Annotated in this window: 18 protein-coding genes and 1 tRNA gene; 12 read left to right on the top strand and 7 right to left on the bottom strand. The window is 59.3% G+C overall.

All coding sequences use genetic code 11. The features are described 5' to 3' along the window. Positions 1-356: 356 nt before the first annotated feature. Positions 357-536 (bottom strand): PA3371 family protein, encoded by a 180-nt coding sequence (locus ACSSVH_RS19080; protein ID WP_169955165.1) that lies wholly within the window; start codon positions 534-536, stop codon positions 357-359. An 11-nt stretch (positions 537-547) separates the two neighbouring features. Next, a complete protein-coding gene (locus ACSSVH_RS19075; protein ID WP_169955166.1) occupies positions 548-772 on the bottom strand; it encodes a hypothetical protein in 225 nt (74 codons plus the stop codon). Between the two features lie 320 nt (positions 773-1092). On the opposite strand from ACSSVH_RS19075, the gene ACSSVH_RS19070 reads away from it, so the two are divergent. Together ACSSVH_RS19070 and ACSSVH_RS19065 are read left to right on the top strand one after the other, a co-directional pair. Then, positions 1093-1169, top strand: a tRNA-Arg gene (locus ACSSVH_RS19070). 376 nt (positions 1170-1545) lie between these two features. Continuing rightward, on the top strand, positions 1546-2925 hold the full coding sequence (locus tag ACSSVH_RS19065) for an MFS transporter (RefSeq protein ID WP_169955172.1): 1380 nt from the start codon (positions 1546-1548) through the stop codon (positions 2923-2925). A 60-nt stretch (positions 2926-2985) separates the two neighbouring features. Here the strand turns inward: ACSSVH_RS19065 and ACSSVH_RS19060 are convergent, their stop codons facing one another. The 4 genes from ACSSVH_RS19060 to flgA form a co-directional block, all read right to left on the bottom strand. Further along, on the bottom strand, positions 2986-3735 hold the full coding sequence (locus ACSSVH_RS19060) for a flagellar regulator YcgR PilZN domain-containing protein (protein ID WP_169955173.1): 750 nt from the start codon (positions 3733-3735) through the stop codon (positions 2986-2988). A 95-nt stretch (positions 3736-3830) separates the two neighbouring features. After that, positions 3831-4298 (bottom strand): flagella synthesis protein FlgN, encoded by a 468-nt coding sequence (locus ACSSVH_RS19055; RefSeq protein WP_170043774.1) that lies wholly within the window; start codon positions 4296-4298, stop codon positions 3831-3833. Between the two features lie 48 nt (positions 4299-4346). Further along, complete coding sequence (gene flgM, locus ACSSVH_RS19050; protein WP_492633606.1) at positions 4347-4664, bottom strand: flagellar biosynthesis anti-sigma factor FlgM; 318 nt, start codon at positions 4662-4664, stop codon at positions 4347-4349. A 140-nt stretch (positions 4665-4804) separates the two neighbouring features. After that, positions 4805-5569 (bottom strand): flagellar basal body P-ring formation chaperone FlgA, encoded by a 765-nt coding sequence (gene flgA, locus ACSSVH_RS19045; RefSeq protein ID WP_169955175.1) that lies wholly within the window; start codon positions 5567-5569, stop codon positions 4805-4807. 81 nt (positions 5570-5650) lie between these two features. Here flgA and ACSSVH_RS19040 point away from each other — a divergent pair, with 81 nt between their 5' ends. The 8 genes from ACSSVH_RS19040 (at position 5651) to ACSSVH_RS19005 (ending at position 12961) form a co-directional block, all read left to right on the top strand. After that, positions 5651-6583: a chemotaxis protein CheV gene (locus tag ACSSVH_RS19040; RefSeq protein WP_169955176.1), complete on the top strand. Its 933-nt coding sequence runs from the start codon at positions 5651-5653 to the stop codon at positions 6581-6583. Between the two features lie 43 nt (positions 6584-6626). Next, a complete protein-coding gene (cheR, locus tag ACSSVH_RS19035) occupies positions 6627-7454 on the top strand; it encodes a protein-glutamate O-methyltransferase CheR (protein ID WP_057439687.1) in 828 nt (275 codons plus the stop codon). A gap of 203 nt (positions 7455-7657) precedes the next feature. Further along, entirely contained in the window at positions 7658-8545 is an 888-nt protein-coding gene (locus ACSSVH_RS19030) for a hypothetical protein (protein ID WP_170056924.1), read from the top strand. 236 nt (positions 8546-8781) lie between these two features. After that, positions 8782-9189: a flagellar basal body rod protein FlgB gene (gene flgB / locus ACSSVH_RS19025; RefSeq protein ID WP_057439685.1), complete on the top strand. Its 408-nt coding sequence runs from the start codon at positions 8782-8784 to the stop codon at positions 9187-9189. A gap of 3 nt (positions 9190-9192) precedes the next feature. Further along, the gene (flgC, locus tag ACSSVH_RS19020; protein ID WP_169955178.1) at positions 9193-9636 is read left to right on the top strand and encodes a flagellar basal body rod protein FlgC; all 444 of its coding nucleotides are present in this window, start codon (positions 9193-9195) and stop codon (positions 9634-9636) included. Positions 9637-9652: 16 nt separating this feature from the next. Further along, positions 9653-10384 carry a flagellar hook assembly protein FlgD gene (flgD, locus tag ACSSVH_RS19015; RefSeq protein WP_170056925.1) on the top strand — a complete coding sequence of 244 codons (732 nt, stop codon included), beginning with the start codon at positions 9653-9655 and terminating at the stop codon, positions 10382-10384. Positions 10385-10415: 31 nt separating this feature from the next. After that, positions 10416-11735, top strand: coding sequence for a flagellar hook protein FlgE (gene flgE / locus ACSSVH_RS19010; protein ID WP_169955180.1), 1320 nt, complete (start codon positions 10416-10418; stop codon positions 11733-11735). 218 nt (positions 11736-11953) lie between these two features. Next, positions 11954-12961, top strand: a complete 1008-nt coding sequence (locus ACSSVH_RS19005; protein WP_492634726.1) for a hypothetical protein — start codon at positions 11954-11956, stop codon at positions 12959-12961. Between the two features lie 102 nt (positions 12962-13063). Here ACSSVH_RS19005 and ACSSVH_RS19000 read toward each other — a convergent pair whose 3' ends face one another. Next, positions 13064-15955, bottom strand: a complete 2892-nt coding sequence (locus ACSSVH_RS19000; RefSeq protein ID WP_170043770.1) for a ribonucleoside-diphosphate reductase subunit alpha — start codon at positions 15953-15955, stop codon at positions 13064-13066. 848 nt (positions 15956-16803) lie between these two features. Here ACSSVH_RS19000 and ACSSVH_RS18995 point away from each other — a divergent pair. Together ACSSVH_RS18995 and ACSSVH_RS18990 are read left to right on the top strand one after the other, a co-directional pair. Then, positions 16804-17529, top strand: coding sequence for a response regulator (locus ACSSVH_RS18995; protein ID WP_432754508.1), 726 nt, complete (start codon positions 16804-16806; stop codon positions 17527-17529). Beyond that, complete coding sequence (locus tag ACSSVH_RS18990) at positions 17526-19136, top strand: ATP-binding protein (protein ID WP_492633605.1); 1611 nt, start codon at positions 17526-17528, stop codon at positions 19134-19136. Before ACSSVH_RS18995 ends, ACSSVH_RS18990 begins: the two co-directional genes overlap by 4 nt. Positions 19137-19198: the final 62 nt, after the last annotated feature.

The following is a 19198-nucleotide window of genomic DNA, read 5'->3' as shown; positions in this document are numbered from 1 at the left end:
GCAACATGTGTGTTAGGACAAGGTTTGCGGACAAATGTTCAACCTGAATTGCAAAGAGGCCGCATCATGCCTCAGATTTGCCGGTTCCTTGGCGTCAATTCTGTGACAAATATTGAACTGACTACAGGCTTTATGCCAGTACTCATTATCAAATTTGCGGACTGGTTAGAAAACTTTTCTGCGCAGTATTCGCAGCGCAGGCTCTCGATGCCCGAGGGTCTTGCGGCGCACATCCTATAGCAATGTGGCCTTTTGCCCTTATTTTTAAGACTAGTGGCAAATGGCCGATTTGCGCGCCCAGGCGACATAAGGTCGGGCGACAGGTGAGGTGAGGAGGGCGGGGGTGAATCGGTTGTTCAGCGCAGAACCGGGTCGAACTTGAAGCGACGCCCGACAATTGCGGCAATCACCCACGCGCTGGCGAACACGGCGCAGGCGCCTAGGGAAAGGGTGTGCCAATCATTCGACGTGGCGCTGAGCCCCATGACGCCGGTGATGAGGGTCAGAATGAAAAACAGCCAGGTGGTCTTGGTCATGATCGGCTCGCTTAGAAAATCCAGTGCTCAGAAGTGCCGGCGGCCTGCGCGCCTTGTGCCAACTGAACAGAGGGTTGCCCATTGGCTGTCATCACTGCCAGTTGCGCGCGTTGCTGGGTCTGGTGGCTGCCTGTGTGGCTGATCTGCGCTGCATCGCTATCGCCACTGGTCTGGAACTGGAACATCACCAGTACCGCCAGGGCCAGGGCATTCAGAAGCAGGAGGGTGCTGTTCATGGGTGTTTCCCCGTGTTCATGTGCAGGACAGATTGTTAAGGGTAAAGAGTGCAGTCATCGTGCCAGCTGCTATTTTGATAAAAATCCTTAAAAAACAGTATGTTAGATTGATCTCAAAAGTATGGCTCGTTGCAAGATGCAATGATGGCCTTTCGTGCTAGTGCATTTTGCACGATGGGTCTTGGCAGCCCTGTAGGCAGGAGGTGGGCGCGTTAACGGCTTACGCCTAAAAAGCTTGCGGACGACATGACAAAACTCACCTTGGCCGTTAACATGCACGCCGTCTGTCGCGACGCCATTTGGCCTTGCGCCTGTCATAAGTCCCAGTAGCTCAATTGGATAGAGCATCCCCCTCCTAAGGGGAAGGTTGGCCGTTCGAACCGGCCCTGGGACACCATTTGCAGTCTCGCCTCCACCCTGGCCGAGACGCTGAAAAACCCCGATCAGATTTTGCTGGCGGGGTTTTTTTATGGGCGGCTGTTTTCTTGGCCGCTTGGCCAGTGCCTTTGGGTTGGCTGGCGAGATATATTGTTAAAACCTTGTACCTCGCCCCCGGTCTGGATGCGTCTGACACGTAGCTGAACAGCGAAGGAACTGTTGGGTGCCAAGTTCATCGAAGGCTGCATGCTTCGGTGATCCCGAGGTTGTGCCGCTTGCTGGATCAAAATGCCCCTGGGTGCCTGTGTAGTTGGGTGCCTGGGCTTAACGACGCTTCGCCCTCAGGCTAGTGCGAATTGCCTGACACCCACTGCAAGGAGCCGCTCGGAACGCCGATGCGCCAGATCTGGAAATCTTTTCGAGCCCTTTATTTCGCCTCCTTGATGATGCTGATCGGCTCCGGCCTGCTCAGTACTTACCTGGCCTTGCGCCTGGCGGCGGATAACGTCGACAGCCTATGGGTCGGTGCGCTGATGGCGGCCAACTATTTTGGCCTGGTGCTGGGTGGCAAGATCGGGCATCGCCTGATCGCCCGCGTTGGTCATATCCGGGCCTATGCCACCTGTGCCGGGATTGTCGGTGCGGCGGTGCTGGGCCATGGCCTGGTGGACTGGCTGCCGGCCTGGATCGTGCTACGGATAATCGTCGGCCTCGGCATGATGTGCCAGTACATGGTGATCGAGAGCTGGCTCAACGAGCAGGCGGATGCCAAGCAGCGTGGCGTGGTGTTCAGCGGCTATATGATCGCGTCGTACCTGGGCCTGGTGCTGGGCCAGCTGATTCTGGTCATGCACCCCCAATTGGGGCTTGAGTTGCTGATGCTGGTGGCGCTGTGTTTTGCCCTGTGCCTGGTGCCGGTCGCCATGACCCGGCGTATTCACCCCGCGCCCTTGCATCCGGCGCCGATGGAGCCGCGCTTCTTTATCAAGCGCGTGCCGCAGTCTTTGAGTACGGTGTTGGGGGCGGGCCTGATCGTCGGCTCCTTCTATGGCCTGGCGCCGCTGTACGCGGCCCAACAGGGCTTGAGCACCGAGCAGGTCGGCCTGTTCATGGGTAGCTGCATTTTTGCCGGCCTGTTGGTGCAGTGGCCGCTGGGCTGGCTGTCCGATCGCTATGACCGCGCCTTGTTGATTCGCTGTTTCGCCCTGTGCCTGGCGGTGGCGGCATTGCCGCTGGCGATCATGACCCAGGTGCCGCTGGAAGTGCTGTTTATTGCCGGGTTCCTGTGCTCGTTGGTGCAGTTCTGCCTCTATCCGCTGGCCGTGGCATTTTCCAATGACCATGTCGAAGGTGATCGCCGAGTGTCGCTCACCGCGATGTTGCTGGTGACCTACGGGGTGGGCGCGAGTATCGGGCCGTTGCTGGCCGGCGTGGTGATGAAGCTGTTTGGCAACCAGATGCTCTATGCCTTCTTCAGCCTGTGCGCATTGATCCTGGTCTGGCGTATTCGCCCCAAGGCTGTGACTAACCTGCATCAGGTGGACGACGCGCCGTTGCACCACGTGGCCATGCCCGACAGCATGTCCAGTTCGCCATTGGTGGCAGCCCTCGACCCGCGTGTGGATGAGCAGGTGGTCCAGGACCAGATGCAAACCGCCGCGCCAGAGCCTGCGCCCGACGCAGAGCCGGAGATGGAGCCGCAGCCCGAGCCCGAGCCGCCGGAGCATCCTGACCCGGATGAACACCCGCATGACCTGAGCCGGGCCCGTCCCTGAAACAAAAAACGGGCAGTTCCCAAAGGAGCTGCCCGTTTTTTTGTGCCTGTGGTTTGGCGCTTACATGTCGTCGTCTTTATCGAACCGTCGCGCCTCGCGCTGCAGTTGGTAGACAAACCGCTCAACCTGGCGCTGCACCAGGCCGCTCATGTTGTGAAAGCGCACACCGGCAAAGGTGGTGTTGATCCTTTCTTCGAAGTGCAGGTAGCGCAGCTCCACCGCCGTGGTCATGCTGCCGAAGGGCAGGGCGGCGATAAAGCGGTCGTACACCTGGCCCAGTTGCAGGCGCTCGGAGATATCACCTTCAAAACGCAGCTTGCAGCCGGTGGCGGAGATATCCAGCAGCTTGCCACTGATAGGTGCCTTGAGTTTCTCGCCACCCAGTTCGATATTCACCAGTTGCGCCAGTTTCAATGCCGCGCGAAAGGCATTGCGGCGCTGATGGTAGACCACTTCTTCTGGCAGGCTGCCTTTATAGATGCGGTGGCCGTCCTTTGCGCCGATGGTCAGCGGGCCATTGCTGTCCCAGGCCACGCGCACGCCTTCGTGAAAGCCTTCGATACGAAATGCTTCGCCATTCTCCAGATAGCGTTCACCTTCGGGCGGGATCATTTCGTCCAGGCTCAGGGTCTTGCTGTCCTTGTCGACATCCACCAGGTAGCTTTGGAAGCGCTGGTTGCGTTCGTGGAAGGTGATGATCAGCGGGTCGTGGCTCTCTTGCAGCAGCCGCAGGGTGCTGGCAATTTCCAGAGGGGTGGTGAGGACCTTGGGGGGCTGCGGAGCATCTTCCGCGCTAAGGGTGTTGAACACGGTTCTTCCATCTCCAGACAAAATACGACTACACGCAAGAACCGGCATTTTGCCAGCATGTGGCACGCCTTGATAGGGCGCGCAATAAACCGGCGTCAGGCTTGGCTGAGGGTGCTGGGCTTGACCAGCCGTGAGGTGGAGCCCTGGGCGTTATACAGTGCTGGAGGTTCGCCGCCATGGAGGATGCGCAGCTGGTTGGCGGTGGTGGCTTGCTGCAGTTGGATCGACTGGCCATTGAGCACATTGGCTTGCTGGCAGTTGATCAACAACTCATTGAGCGCTGCGCTCTGGGCCAGCAACTGGTCGCCGACCGACGAGTGGCTGGCCAACTGCTCCAGGCCGCTGTGATCAGCGGGCAGGCCCAGGCTGAGCAGGATCTGGCTGCGTTTCTGGCCGTGTTGTTCAAGCAGGATGATCAACGATTGCTTGCGTGCCAGGATATCTTCCAGCAGGCGCATATCGCGGCCGCACAGGGCTACGAATTCGTCTTGAAGCAGCTCCAGTAGGTGTTGCGCGGGAGCCAGGTCTTCAGTGATCAGGTGCAGCAGATTTTCGTCGTGCATGGCTGGCCTTGGGTTTTAAGCGTCCAAAAGCCTGGCGCAGGCCTTGGCCTAGCGCTCGGCTTTGATGATTTTGCCGGCTAAACGGTCGTTGTCGATCTGATAGCTGCCATCGGCAATCGCCTGTTTCAACTCGGCCACGCGGGCTTTATTGACAACTGGCTGATCGCGCAGCGAGTCCGTGATCTTCTGCAACTGTTGAGCCTCGTTGCTCAAATGCACCGATTCGCCACTTTGGGTCGAAGCGGTTTGTTCTGTCTTGGCGGGCAGTGCCGGGGCCTTGGCTTCAACGCTGTCCTTGGCCGCGTTGGTACGCGTGCCGCCGGGCGTTGCCTGGGCGCTGTTCAATCGGCTGAAATCAATGACCATGTTAAAAAACCTCTGGGTATTTGGACGCTTGCCATGTTTTCGGCCATACCCGGACAAACTTTAGGCTCGATCGACAATAAACCTGTGTACAGCGTGATCTCGGCACAGTGTAGGAAAAGCCAGCGTCCCACGCCAGTGATCTATAGCGCGACCTCCACCTGGCCAGGCGCTGTTACCCGGGCCTTGATCACGCGCTTGGAGTTGAGGTTCTTCACGCGAATCTGTTCGCTCATCCCGCCATTGGCCAGGGCTTCTCCCGGCATTTTCACGTTCAGGCCGCCACTGCTGGCGGATATCACCACCTGGTCACCTTTGCGCACCACTTCTGCCTGTTCCAGGTGAACCAGGGTGATGACCTGGTCGGTTACCATTGGTCGGGTCAGTTTCTGCCCGACCGCCTGGTCCACGGAGGTGAGGTAGCCCTGGCTGATCTGGCTGATGTCTCGCTCGCGCAGGGCCACGTCTTCAAAGCCGATGATGCCGGTACGCTTGAGCGGGCGAGTAACGGTCACTACGTCACGAAACAACCGGACCTGGGCCGGCACGAACACGGTCCAGGGCGAACTGCCGTCGCAGCGCACGCGCACGGTCACGCGACCAATGGGCTGGGCTGGGCTTTCCAGGGAGCCTGTCAATTCCTTGTCGCACATGGGCATGCGCAAACGCGGGTCCAGTTGGTTGACCTGGATTTCATAACGGCCCGGTGTCTGGGTGCTCGCCAGATAATCTTCTACAGTGAACTCAAGAAAGCCTTGAGTGACGCCGATAAGCAGATCAGGCAAGGTGACGTTGTCGGCGTGGGCCTGGTGGCCTGCGCCCAAGGCAAGCAACGCCATCCAGGCGCAGAGTAATCTGCGGTACTGTGGCGAGCGAAGGCGTCGGGAAACTGTCGTTTTGATGTCCATGGCCAATAAAAAGCAAAGCGCGTGCCGTTTCGTGTTGGGGGCGCGTCGTACCCGTAAGTTTTGTAGCGTAGGAGTCTGGGCATGGCGGGTGTAATGGATTCAGTGAACCAGCGCACACAGCTGGTAGGGCAGAATCGCCTGGAGTTGTTGCTGTTTCGACTCGATGGCAAGCAGCTATATGGCATCAACGTCTTCAAGGTGCGGGAGGTGCTGCAATGCCCCAAGCTCACCATAATGCCCAAGTCCAACCCGGTGGTGTGTGGCGTGGCCAACATCCGTGGCTCGACGATTCCGATTCTTGACCTGGCGATGGCCACCGGTTCTGCCGGTTTGCAGGATCGCGAGAACCCGTTTGTGATCATCACCGAGTACAACACCAAGACCCAGGGTTTCCTGGTGCGCTCGGTGGAACGTATCGTCAACATGAACTGGGAAGAGATCCATCCACCACCCAAGGGCACCGGGCGCGACCACTACCTCACGGCAGTGACGCGGGTCGATAACCAGTTGGTGGAAATCATCGACGTGGAGAAGATCCTCGCGGAAGTGGCGCCGACGTCGGAGCATATTTCGGTGGGTGTGGTGGATGAGCAGACCCAGCAGAAGGCCGTGTCCCTGCGGGTGTTGACGGTGGATGACTCGTCGGTGGCGCGCAAGCAGGTGTCCCGGTGCCTGCAGACCGTCGGTGTCGAAGTGGTGGCGCTCAATGACGGCCGCCAGGCGCTGGACTACCTGCGCAAGCTGGTGGATGAAGGCAAGAAGCCGGAAGAAGAATTCCTGATGATGATTTCCGACATCGAGATGCCGGAAATGGACGGCTACACCCTCACGGCCGAGATACGCAACGACCCACGCATGCAAAAATTGCATATCATCCTGCATACTTCATTGTCCGGTGTATTCAACCAGGCAATGGTCAAGAAGGTCGGTGCCGATGACTTCCTGGCCAAATTCCGTCCTGATGACCTGGCATCCCGGGTCGTTGAACGGATCAAATCTGCAGATCACGGCTAGGGGCTTTCTCCCTGGCGGTCACACGAGTTAAGAGGCGGTTTCATTGTCTACGGGTAATTTGGATTTCGAACAGTTCCGGGTCTTCCTGGAAAAAGCCTGTGGCATATTGCTCGGTGAAAACAAGCAATACCTGGTATCAAGCCGTCTCAACAAATTGATGGAGCAGCAGGGCATCAAGTCCCTGGGCGAGTTGGTACAGCGCATCCAGGGCCAACCGCGCAGCGGGCTCAAGGAGATGGTGGTCGATGCCATGACTACCAACGAAACCCTGTGGTTTCGTGACACCTACCCCTTCGAGGTGCTCAAGAACAAGGTATTGCCCGAGGCCATCAAGGCTAGCCCTGGCCAGCGCTTGCGCATCTGGTCGGCGGCGTGTTCGTCTGGGCAGGAACCCTATTCGCTGTCGATGTCCATCGATGAGTTCGAACGGACCAACATGGGCCAGTTGAAGGCCGGGGTGCAAATTGTTGCCACTGACCTGTCCGGCACCATGCTGACCAACTGCAAGACCGGCGAATATGACAGCCTGGCCCTGGGCCGCGGCCTGTCCCCGGAGCGCCTGCAGCGTTACTTCGACCCCAAGGGCGCCGGGCGCTGGGCGGTCAAGGCGCCGATCAAGAGCCGGGTGGAGTTCCGCTCGTTCAACCTGCTGGACAGCTACGCCAGCCTTGGCAAGTTCGACATCGTGTTTTGCCGCAACGTCTTGATCTACTTCTCGGCTGAAGTGAAGAAGGACATCCTGCTGCGCATCCACGGTACGCTCAAGCGTGGCGGCTATTTGTTCCTCGGCGCGTCCGAGGCGCTGAACGGTTTGCCGGATCATTACCAGATGGTGCAGTGCAGCCCAGGCATTATCTACCAGGCCAAGTGATGGCTTGAGCCGAGCCGACGCAAAAGGGAGCCCCCAGGGGCTCCTTTTTTTTGTCCGGCGATCCTGGGGCGTGCCCTGCTGGAACTGATGTTTCCTTCCTCACCACCCAGCATTGGGTGGGCAAATTCAGCCCGCCCAATACGAAAAGTCGTGTTTGCGACGGTGGGATTGACTCTTCGTCGCGCTCACCAGAAGGAGGGTGTATGGGAAACGTTTCATCAGGGTACGGTCCGCAAGGCGCACGGTTTGCATTCGATTCTTCAGTTGAACAGCGGCGTATCGATGACCCCTTGGCGGGAAGAGGGCAGGCAGGTTCAAGGCCTGTATTTGGCGCCCATGGCCCCAGGCCGCCGGGTATGAATTTTGTCTCGGGTAATCCCAGGGCTTCGAGCCAGCCTTTCAATTATGGCGCTTATCCATCCGGCGGTAATTCTGCCCTGGCTCACAACAATTTTTTTCCTTCCAATAGCGCGACGCCGGGGAGAAAAACCGCGGATATTTTTGGCGGTTTTTTCCAGAGTGAAAACGGCAACTGCGCCACTATTTCAGCCATCAAGGCCTCAATGCAGCGTTTTGGCCAGAAACCGACCGATATCTTCAAGGACGTGAAGAAAACCGCCAATGGCTACCATGTCACCATGCGGGATGGGAAAACCGTGGATTTGACCCGGCAGGAACTGCAACAGGCCACCCAGCACGCCGGGCTCAAAGGAAGTGATCCCGCGATGATCAAGGACGCCAGCTTTATATACGCCGTCAGTGCCAAGCGGGCGCAGAACGAAAACCACGAAGGATCAGGGCACAGCTATGCCAAGGCCTTGGACTCTCTTAAAAACGGTGAGTACACCAAGGATGTGTTTGTCCGGTTGGGCCTGAAGGATCATGTCAGGCAGGGGACTTTGCGCGACTTGCAAAGTGGCATGGTGGGTACGATAGACAAGGATGTGGGCGGTGCCGGTACCGCGCACTCGATGGCGGTAATTGGGGGAATGGAGGAGCGCTGGGGCAAAGTGGGACAGCGAGCCACAGCGGGCAAGATTTCCGATGGCAGGGGGCACGAATGGAAAGAGAACGTATTGGTTCTGACTTGATGGCACTCCTCCAGGCCACCTCCGCAGGAACCGGCAATCCGGCTCCTGCCGCTTTCTTTAAACGGCAATGCCCATTGCCGCTTTCCTGACGTTTCGCGGAAAAGCGTTGCCGCTTTTGCGCCATTGCCGCCGGCAATGCCTGCCTAACCCCTTGATTTATTGGGGTTGATAAACCTGGCATGGGGCTTGCTATAACCCTGTTACGAAAAGCAGGTCAGCCCCTAAAGGTTTCCGCCATGAGCATCAGCTTCGATAAAGCGCTCGGTATCCACGAACAAGCCCTGGGCTTCCGCGCCCAGCGTGCCGAAGTCCTGGCTAACAACATCGCCAACGCCGATACCCCGAACTACAAGGCTCGGGACCTGGACTTTGCCGCCGTGCTCGCCGCACAGAGCGACAAGACCAAGAACGGCTCCTTCGCCTTGAACATGACCAATAACCGTCATATCGAAGCCCAGGGCCTGAGCAGTGGCGATGAGTCGCTGATGTATCGCACGCCGATGCAGCCGTCGATCGACCAGAACACCGTCGATGCGCAGCTGGAGCAATCGAACTACGCCGAGAACTCGGTGAACTTCCAGGCCAGCTTCACCCTGCTCAACAGCAAATTCAAAGGGCTGATGTCAGCCCTGCGCGGAGAGTAAGCCATGTCTCTATCCAGTGTTTTCAATATTGCCGGTAGTGGCATGAGCGCCCAGACCACGCGTCTGAACACGGTCGCCAGTAACATTGCCAACGCCGAGACAGTGTCGTCGAGCATCGACCAGACCTACCGCGCCCGGCACCCGGTGTTCGCCACCATGTTTCAGGCCGGTCAGAACGGCGGCAGCGATTCGTTGTTCCAGAGCCAGGATGCTGCCGGCCAGGGCGTCCAGGTGCTGGGGGTGGTCGAAGACCAGAGCAACCTCGAAGCGCGCTACGAGCCCAATCATCCTGCCGCGAACGAAAAGGGCTACGTGTACTACCCCAACGTCAACGTGGTCGAGGAAATGGCTGACATGATTTCCGCCAGTCGCTCGTTCCAGACCAACGCGGAAATGATGAACACCGCCAAAGCCATGATGCAGAAGGTCCTGACCCTCGGTCAGTGATAAGGGGCGCTAAAGCATGTCTGTCACTAACGATGTGTCGAATCAGTCGACGATCCAGAGTCTGTTCGACTCCAAGGTCAAGGATGCCAAGTCCAGCCAGGGCAACCTGGCCGACACGGCCAAGGCGGCCTCGGGCAACCAGTCCCTGGGCAAGGATGCGTTTCTGCAACTGCTGGTTACCCAGCTCAAGAACCAGAACCCGCTGTCGCCCCAGGACAACGGCGCGTTCGTCGCGCAACTGGCGCAGTTCAGCAGCCTGGAAGGCATCAACACCCTGAACGACTCGGTGAACACCATCACCGGCAACTACAAGTCGTCGCAGGCACTGCAAGCCTCGTCGCTGGTCGGGCGTTCGGTGATTATCGAAACCAACAAGGCCATGGTCGACACCAGCAAGAGCTTCACCGGCTCGGTCGCCGTGGGTTCGTCGGTGGGCAACGTCACCGTCAAGGTCACCGACAAGGACGGCAAGCTGGTCAAGACCATCGATCTGGGCGCCCAGAGCGCCGGCAAGTCGGACTTTATCTGGGACGGCAAGAACGAGGCGGGCGAGCAGTTGGATTCCGGCACCTACACCTTCGCGGCCAGCACCAAGAATGACGCTGGTGATTCGGTTGCCCTGAAAACCTCGCTGCCGGCCACGGTCACCAGCGTGACCTTGAGCCAGACTGGCGGCGAAATGCTGCTCAATCTTTCTGGCGGCATGGGCAGCATCAAGCTGTCGCAAATTCAGACTATCGGTACATAGAGCCGGCTAGATACGGCAAGAGGAGAGAAACATGTCTTTTAATATCGGCCTTAGCGGCCTCTATGCGGCCAACAAACAACTGGACGTGACCGGCAACAACATCGCCAACGTCGCGACCACTGGCTTCAAGTCGTCCCGCGCAGAGTTCGGCGACATTTATGCGGCGTCCCGCTTGGGCACTGGCAATAAAACCATCGGCACGGGCGTTAACCTGGCGGCGGTCTCCCAACAATTCACCCAGGGTGAAGTCAACGGCAGCGGTGGCGTGTTGGACATGGGTATCCAGGGCGGCGGCTTCTTCGTGCAGAAGGGCAGCGACGGCTCGCTGGAGTACACCCGTAATGGCTCGTTCCAGGCGAACAAGGACGGCTACATCACCAACAACACCGGCACCTCGCGCCTGCAGGGCTACGCTGCCGATGAAGATGGCAAAATCTCCAAGAGCGGCCTGACCGACCTGCGGATCAACCTGTCCAACTTGCCGCCCAAAGCGTCGACCAAGGTTGATTCCAGCAGCAACCTGAACTCCTCCAAGCCGGTGATCGACCAGACGACCAGCCCGTTTGATCCGACTGAAGCGAGCACGTTTACCGAGCAGTACGGCACCACGTTGTATGACACTCAAGGCAATGCCCATGAGATGGTGCAGTACATGGTGAAAACCGGCTCCAATACCTGGAAGTCCTACACCCTGATCGACGGACGCAATCCTGACGGTACGCCGGTCAAGGGCACAGGTGCGGTTGCGCCGGTGGCCTCCACGGTGACATTTGATACATCAGGCACGCTCAAGGGGATCGTCACTCCGCCAAGCACCGTATCCAACACCACCCTGACCATCAGCAACTGGAAGCCGGGCGTCATGGACAATGGCGTGTGGAACCCTGACAACGGGGCTGCTGCCAACCCGGGCGGTATTGCGATCAACATGTCTGATATCACTCAGTACAACTCGGCCAGCTACCGCAACCCGCCGATCACTGATGGCTATGCCACCGGCGAAATCACCGGGCTGAAAATCGACGGCAGCGGTGTGCTGTTCGCCACCTTCAGCAACCAGCAGAGCAAGGCCATCGGCCAGATCTCCCTGGCCAGCTTCAATAATGAGCAAGGCCTGCAGCCCGCAGGTGGCACCACCTGGAAAGAAACCTTCGCCTCGGGCCAGCCTGGCTACGATGCACCAGAAGCCGGGACCCTGGGCTCGATCGTGGCCAACTCCCTGGAGAACTCCAACGTCAACCTGACCAATGAGCTGGTGGACCTGATCAAGGCCCAGAGCAACTACCAGGCGAACGCCAAGACCATCTCCACCCAGAGCACCATCATGCAGACCATCATTCAGATGACCTGATGCGCTAGTGCTGCACAAGAAGCCCCTCCTAGGAGGGGCTTTTTTGTGGGCGTAGGAAAACCCAGCGCAGAGCATCAGGTAACGCGTTGAAATGCATGGGAAGGAACACTCCGCTCCTGCTTCGCCACTGATGGGGCCAGAGCCCTGTTGGCTCACCAATCTTGGGAGGGCGGAGCATGGAGAGTCTAGGGTGGTCTGCACCAGGTACGGGGCGCGTGATGTTCACACCGGCTGCGGCACCGACGGTGTTGCCTGCCGTTGGGCCTGCTGGCGAAGCGTCGACGGTCAAGACGTTGCTCAGCCAACTGTTCGATGCCGAGCAAGCCGGCAAGACCCAGACGGTGCAGGATCTGCGCGACAAGTTGAATGATCTGCGCCAGAAAATGGGTGACGAAAAATTCAAGGAGGCGCTAAACAAGCTGGGCGAGAGCGCGGATAGCAAGTTTCTCGAGTTTCTCAAGCGGATGCTGGACGAATGGTTTCCCAGTGATGACGTAGCGCCACCCAGCCCGCCATCGCCAAGAGGTGGCGGTGGCGGCGGCGGTAGAGTGAACCCTGCGGGGTTTGGCCCTGCCGAAAAAATGTCCGATAAGCCTTATACCAACGGGAGGAATTATTTCAACTACAAGCCTGATAACAGCAACCCCGGTCAAAAGCCGGGAACCGGTAAAGAATCGGGCAATATCTGGAGTGGTTTCAAGCAAGGGCCTGACGGCAATTGTGTGACGGTTTCCGCAATAAAGGCCGCCATGATGCGGTATGGCAAGGAGCCTACGGATGTGTTCAAGGAGGTTAAAGGGGCGGGCGATGGCTATGACGTGACGATGCGCGATGGATACAAGGTTCATTTTTCCAAGGAAGAATTCAAGGAGGCCGCAAAGGAGGCCCGATTCGAGGGAGATGATCCTTCGATGATAACGTCCGCCAACTTCATATTTGCCGCGAGCGCCAAGCGGGCCCAGATGGAAAACAACGATGGTAAGGCTGCGCGCAGTTTCAAGGATGCCATCAAGACCCTTAACGATGGAGAGTATTCGCGAGAGGGTTTGGACCGCATAGGGCTCAAGGGGCTTTACAGGCAGGCGACCGATGCCGACTTGAGGAACAGCAAGGTCGGGACGGTGGAGTACGGCGGCCATTCGATGGCGGTGATTGACGGCCGCATTGAGCTGTGGGGGCAGCGAGGCGGTGTGCCTGCATCGGGTATAGCCACCGTGTTGATCTAGTCTCGTACGAGGGTTTTTCCGGGCAAAAGAAAGCCCCCGATACACTTTGGGTGTATCGGGGGCTTTTCAGCCTTGGAGGGTTAGCCCCAGGGCGGGCTCAGCTTATTGGCAAGCTTCGCAATCCGGCTCGTCAATCGCGCAGGCCTTTGGCACTGGCGCCGGACCGGCTGGAGCAGCCAGCACCGAATCATCACCGTGGTTGCCGCTGGATACAGCGTTCAGCTTACCGGTGTTGATGGTCGACTTCTCGGTGCTGGTCGCGGCCAGGGCACGGAGGTAGTAGGTGGTTTTCAGGCCACGGTACCAAGCCATGCGGTAGGTCACGTCGAGCTTCTTGCCCGAAGCACCGGCGATGTACAGGTTCAGGGACTGGGCCTGGTCGATCCACTTCTGACGACGGCTGGCGGCGTCAACGATCCACTTGGTGTCCACTTCGAAGGCCGTCGCGTAGAGCTCCTTGAGTTCTTGCGGGATGCGCTCGATCTGCTGCACCGAACCGTCGTAGTACTTCAGGTCGTTGATCATGACCGAGTCCCACAGGCCGCGTGCTTTCAGGTCGCGGACCAGGTACGGGTTGATCACGGTGAATTCGCCCGACAGGTTCGATTTCACATACAGGTTCTGGTAGGTCGGTTCGATCGACTGCGACACGCCAGTGATGTTGGCGATGGTCGCGGTCGGTGCGATGGCCATGATGTTGGAGTTACGAATACCTTTCTGCACACGGGCACGTACCGGCGCCCAGTCCAGGGATTCGTTGAGGTCAACGTCGATGTACTTCTGGCCACGCTGCTCGATCAGGATCTGTTGCGAGTCCAGCGGCAGGATGCCCTTGGACCACAGCGAACCCTGGAACGTCTCGTAGGCGCCGCGCTCGTCGGCCAGGTCGCAGGAAGCCTGGATCGCGTAGTAGCTGACCGCTTCCATGGACTTGTCGGCGAATTCGACCGCAGCGTCCGAACCGTAGGGAATGTGCTGCAGGTACAAAGCATCCTGGAAGCCCATGATCCCCAGGCCGACCGGACGGTGCTTGAAGTTGGAATTCTGCGCCTGTGGCACCGAGTAGTAGTTGATGTCGATAACGTTATCGAGCATGCGTACGGCGGTGTTGACGGTGCGTTCCAACTTGGCGGTGTCCAGCTTGCCGCCCACGATGTGGTTCGGCAGGTTGATCGAGCCCAGGTTGCAAACGGCGATCTCGTCCTTGTTGGTGTTCAAGGTGATCTCGGTGCACAGGTTCGAGCTGTGGACCACGCCCACGTGCTGCTGTGGGCTGCGCAGGTTGCACGGGTCTTTGAAGGTCAACCATGGGTGGCCGGTTTCGAACAGCATCGACAGCATCTTGCGCCACAGGTCTTTGGCCTGGATGGTCTTGAACAGCTTGATCTTGCCTGGGTACTGGGACAGGGCTTCGTAGTACTCGTAACGCTCTTCGAAAGCCTTGCCGGTCAGGTCGTGCAGGTCAGGCACTTCGGATGGCGAGAACAGGGTCCACGGGCCGTCATCGAAGACACGCTTCATGAACAGGTCAGGGATCCAGTTGGCGGTGTTCATGTCGTGGGTACGACGACGGTCATCACCGGTGTTCTTGCGCAGCTCGATGAACTCTTCAATGTCCATGTGCCAGGTTTCCAGGTAGGCACAGACAGCGCCTTTGCGCTTGCCACCCTGGTTCACCGCTACAGCGGTGTCGTTCACGACTTTGAGGAACGGTACAACGCCCTGGGACTTGCCGTTGGTGCCCTTGATGTACGAACCCAGTGCACGCACCGGAGTCCAGTCATTGCCCAGGCCGCCGGCGAATTTGGACAGCATGGCGTTGTCGTGGATCGCGTGGTAGATGCCCGACAGGTCATCCGGCACGGTGGTCAGGTAGCAGCTCGACAGCTGTGGACGCAGGGTGCCGGCGTTGAACAGGGTCGGGGTCGACGACATGTAGTCGAAGGACGACAACAGGTTGTAGAACTCGATGGCACGGTCTTCTTTGTTCTTCTCTTCGATCGCCAGGCCCATGGCCACGCGCATGAAGAACACCTGCGGCAGTTCGAAGCGGATCCCGTCCTTGTGGATGAAGTAACGGTCATACAGGGTTTGCAGGCCCAGGTAGGTGAACTGTTGGTCACGCTCGTGGTTGATGGCCTTGCCGAGTTTTTCCAGGTCGAAGGTGGCCAGGATCGGGTTCAGCAATTCGAATTCGATACCCTTGGCGATGTAGGCAGGCAGGGCCTTGGCATACAGGTCGGCCATTTCGTGGTGGGTAGCGCTCTCGGCGACTTTCAGGAAACCCAGGCCTTCGGCACGCAGGGTGTCCATCAACAGGCGGGCGGTGACGAACGAGTAGTTCGGCTCACGCTCAACCAGGGTACGGGCGGTCATCACCAGGGCGGTGTTGACGTCGGTCAGGGCCACGCCGTCGTACAGGTTCTTCAGGGTTTCACGCTGGATCAGGTCGCCGTCGACTTCTTCAAGGCCTTCGCAGGCTTCGGTGATGATGGTGTTCAGGCGGCCCAGGTCCAGGGGCGCGAACGAACCATCAGCCAGGGTGATGCGGATCGACGGGTGAGCTTGCACGGCTTCGGCGGACGGTGCGTGTACGGCACGTTCCTTGGCACGCGAATCACGGTAGATCACGTAGTCGCGGGCCACTTTCTGCTCGCCGGCACGCATCAGGGCCAGTTCGACCTGGTCCTGGATTTCTTCGATGTGAATGGTGCCGCCCGAGGGCATGCGACGCTTGAAGGTCGCGGTGACTTGTTCGGTCAGGCGGGCAACGGTGTCGTGGATACGCGACGAAGCGGCAGCGGTGCCGCCTTCAACTGCAAGAAACGCTTTGGTGATGGCGACGGTGATTTTGTCATCGGTGTAAGGAACGACAGTGCCGTTACGCTTGATCACGCGCAATTGGCCGGGCGCGGTGGCGGACAGATCCATATTCGAATCAGCGCCCTGCGGCACGGAGCCTTGCGGGTTCTCGCGAGTTGTGTCGGTTTGCATGGGGGGTTGTCTCCACATTCTATATTTATTTGGGCACCATCACGGTGCCCACCGTTCCGTCCTGAAGCACTTACAACAGGCCTTGGCCTGGCATAACAACCTCGGGACAGGAGGAAGGGAGCTGTTCGCGCCGCTTCCATGCCGAAGTCTTCGGCGCCGAGCCTTGGGCTCTTTGCCGTATTCCTGAGTGGGTGTGGTTTGTATTGCAACACCCGTACCGCTTTCTCCCCTTCGGGCTTGAAAACAGCAGCCATCCGCGTGCGCGGTTTGGGCTTTCGAAAAAGGTTTAAGTTCCACCAAACAGGAGCAAGAAAGCACTTGAGTTTCTTGTCTGATTTGTGTTTGGTCTTTTCGCTTGAAACCCTACATGTAGGGTTTTTTTGGCAACGAGGTACAAGATAATGCGTTTTGGGGGGCTTAGCAACGCACTACCTGTGGATAACGCTGTGGGTAAAATGTGTATGAAAGGTAGAACCACCGTGTAGGCCGCAGTACTGCTGCATCGCACCGTTTGTCACCGAATATTCCAAGCTGAAAACACCCGGTTGGATTTTTGCGGGCGCGAACCCTATCACAAAAAAACGCGATCACCGAATGCATTTCCTGGCTTGTGTTTGAGGGTTGGGCCATGGCTACAATCGGCCTTTTATTCCTACACGGTTATGCCCGTTGTGCATGACAAATTAGGTATGGCTGGCGAAGATCCAAATGTGGGAGCGGGCTTGCCCGCGATAGCAGTGTGTCAGGCAACATATCTACTACTGATCCACCGTTGTCGCGGGCAAGCCCACTCCCACATTTGGACCTGCGCAGTCCGGACAAATCCCTTATAAAAACGAGGACCACCCGTGGAGCAAGAAGCCTGGCAGGTACTGATTGTCGAGGATGACCAGCGTCTGGCTGAGTTGACCCGTGACTACCTGGAAAGCAACGGCCTGCGGGTCGCCATAGAGGGCAACGGCGCCCTGGCGGTGGCGCGGATCATTGCCGAGCAGCCGGACCTGGTGATCCTCGACCTGATGCTGCCCGGCGAAGACGGCCTGAGCATCTGCCGCAAGGTGCGCGAGCGCTACGACGGGGTGATCCTGATGCTCACCGCGCGTACCGACGACATGGACCAGGTCCTGGGCCTGGACATGGGCGCCGATGACTATGTATGCAAACCCGTGCGCCCGCGCCTGCTGCTGGCGCGGATCCAGGCCTTGCTGCGGCGCAGCGAAAGCGCCGAGCCCGCCGCCGCGGAGAAACAGCGGCGCCTGCAATTCGGCCCGTTGGTGGTGGACAACGCCTTGCGCGAAGCCTGGCTGCACGACGACGGCATCGAGCTGACCAGCGCCGAATTCGACCTGTTGTGGCTATTGGTGGCCAATGCCGGGCGCATCCTGTCCCGGGAAGAGATCTTCACCGCCCTGCGCGGGATCGGCTACGACGGCCAGGACCGCTCCATTGACGTACGCATCTCGCGGATCCGCCCGAAAATCGGCGACGACCCGATCCACCCGCGGCTGATCAAGACCATTCGCAGCAAAGGCTACCTGTTCGTCCCCGAAGCTTGCGCCGATATGCTGTCGTGAACTCGATCTTCCTGCGCATCTATGGCGGCATGTGTGCGGCGCTGATCCTGGTGGCCCTGCTCGGCGTCCTGGCCCTGCATCTGCTCAATGAGGTGCGCAGCGGCCAGTACCGCGAGCGCCTGGCCCACGGCACGTTTGCCCTGATGGGCGACAACCTGCAACCCATGAGCAGCATCGAGCGCCAGCGCGCCCTGGCAGTGTGGGAGCGTTTGTTGGGGATTCCCTTGCAATTGCAGGCGGTGGCGGATGCCCGCCTGGACCTGAGCCAGCGCAATCGCCTGCAGCGGGGCCAGGTCCTGGTGGAGCAGACCGGGCCCCATGCGGCCCGGGTGTTGCGCCTGGTCAGTGAAAAAGAGCAACTGCTGCTCACCGGCGAAGTGCAGCAGATCAGCGAGCAACTGGCCCGGGCCACCATTTATTTGCTGGCCGACGAACTCGTGCGGTTTCCGGTGGCCGAGCAGCCGCAACGGTTGGCAGACCTGAAGGAGGCCAAGGGTTTCGGCTTTGAAATGCACCTGCTGAAACCGAACGAGGCCGACATGGACGAGGACCAGCGGCGGCGCGTGGCTGAAGGCGACACGGTGATGGCCCTGGGCAAGGGCGGCGACTCGATCCGCGTGTTTGCCGGCATGGTCGGCACCCCGTGGGTCCTGGAAATCGGTCCGCTGTACCAGATGAACCCTTACCCGGCGCAATGGCTGGTGCTGATCGCCTTGATCGGCCTGACCCTGATCGGCCTGATCGTGTATTTGCTGGTGCGCCAGCTGGAACGCCGCCTGCGCGGGCTGGAAGCGGCCGCCACGCGCATCGCCAAAGGCAACCTGGAAGCCCGGGTGCCGGCGCGCGGTGCCGACTCGGTAGGGCGCCTGGCATCGGCCTTCAACGGCATGGCCGAGCACTTGCAGCGCCTGCTGGCGATCCAGCGCGAACTGGTGCGCGCGGTGTCCCACGAACTGCGCACGCCGGTGGCGCGCCTGCGTTTTGGCCTGGAGATGATCGGCGAAGCCGCCACCCCCGAAGCCCGGCGTAAATATATGGAAGGCATGGACAGCGATATCCAGGACCTCGACGGCCTGGTGGACGAGATGCTGACCTATGCCCGCCTGGAGCAGGGGTCGCCGGCCTTGAGTTTCCAGCGGGTCGACCTGAGTGCCTTGCTCGACCAGGTGATCGGCGAGTTGGCGCCCCTGCGGCCGGGGATCGACGTGGCGCGGGGGGTGTGCCTGTCATCGGCGCACCTGGACGCGGCCTGGGTCGATGCCGAGCCGCGCTATCTGCACCGCGCCCTGCAAAACCTGGTGAGCAATGCCATGCGCCATGCCCAGTCGCGGGTGCTGATCAGCTACCAGGTGGGCCAGGTGCGTTGCCGTATCGATGTCGAAGACGATGGCCCGGGGGTTCCGGAAAGTGCCTGGGAACGGATCTTTACCCCCTTCCTGCGCCTGGATGACAGCCGCACCCGGGCCTCGGGCGGGCATGGCCTGGGCTTGTCGATTGTGCGGCGGATTATCTACTGGCACGGTGGGCGGGCGTTGATCAGCAAGAGCAACAACCTGGGTGGCGCGTGTTTCAGCCTGAGTTGGCCTCGGGATCAGGACAAACCTTGAGACCGACATCCCAGGCAAGCCCCACATTTTGATGGGTGAACACCGTCAAATGTGGGAGCGGG

Source organism: Pseudomonas sp. HC1(2025), from assembly GCF_058742075.1.
This window is presented reverse-complemented; position numbering and strand designations above follow the sequence as displayed.

What these genes read in the sequence shown, in the direction of transcription:
- flgD (WP_170056925.1), top strand. Translation starts at nt 9,653, where the DNA reads ATGTCTGTCACTAACGATGTGTCGAATCAGTCGACGATCCAGAGTCTG.
- flgM (WP_492633606.1), bottom strand. Translation starts at nt 4,664, where the DNA reads ATGGTCATTGATTTCAGCCGATTGAACAGCGCCCAGGCAACGCCCGGC.
- ACSSVH_RS19065 (WP_169955172.1), top strand. Translation starts at nt 1,546, where the DNA reads ATGCGCCAGATCTGGAAATCTTTTCGAGCCCTTTATTTCGCCTCCTTG.
- ACSSVH_RS19080 (WP_169955165.1), bottom strand. Translation starts at nt 536, where the DNA reads ATGACCAAGACCACCTGGCTGTTTTTCATTCTGACCCTCATCACCGGC.
- flgB (WP_057439685.1), top strand. Translation starts at nt 8,782, where the DNA reads ATGAGCATCAGCTTCGATAAAGCGCTCGGTATCCACGAACAAGCCCTG.
- ACSSVH_RS19075 (WP_169955166.1), bottom strand. Translation starts at nt 772, where the DNA reads ATGAACAGCACCCTCCTGCTTCTGAATGCCCTGGCCCTGGCGGTACTG.
- ACSSVH_RS19030 (WP_170056924.1), top strand. Translation starts at nt 7,658, where the DNA reads ATGGGAAACGTTTCATCAGGGTACGGTCCGCAAGGCGCACGGTTTGCA.
- ACSSVH_RS19000 (WP_170043770.1), bottom strand. Translation starts at nt 15,955, where the DNA reads ATGCAAACCGACACAACTCGCGAGAACCCGCAAGGCTCCGTGCCGCAG.
- flgC (WP_169955178.1), top strand. Translation starts at nt 9,193, where the DNA reads ATGTCTCTATCCAGTGTTTTCAATATTGCCGGTAGTGGCATGAGCGCC.
- ACSSVH_RS19055 (WP_170043774.1), bottom strand. Translation starts at nt 4,298, where the DNA reads ATGCACGACGAAAATCTGCTGCACCTGATCACTGAAGACCTGGCTCCC.
- flgE (WP_169955180.1), top strand. Translation starts at nt 10,416, where the DNA reads ATGTCTTTTAATATCGGCCTTAGCGGCCTCTATGCGGCCAACAAACAA.
- flgA (WP_169955175.1), bottom strand. Translation starts at nt 5,569, where the DNA reads ATGGACATCAAAACGACAGTTTCCCGACGCCTTCGCTCGCCACAGTAC.
- ACSSVH_RS19005 (WP_492634726.1), top strand. Translation starts at nt 11,954, where the DNA reads ATGTTCACACCGGCTGCGGCACCGACGGTGTTGCCTGCCGTTGGGCCT.
- ACSSVH_RS19040 (WP_169955176.1), top strand. Translation starts at nt 5,651, where the DNA reads ATGGCGGGTGTAATGGATTCAGTGAACCAGCGCACACAGCTGGTAGGG.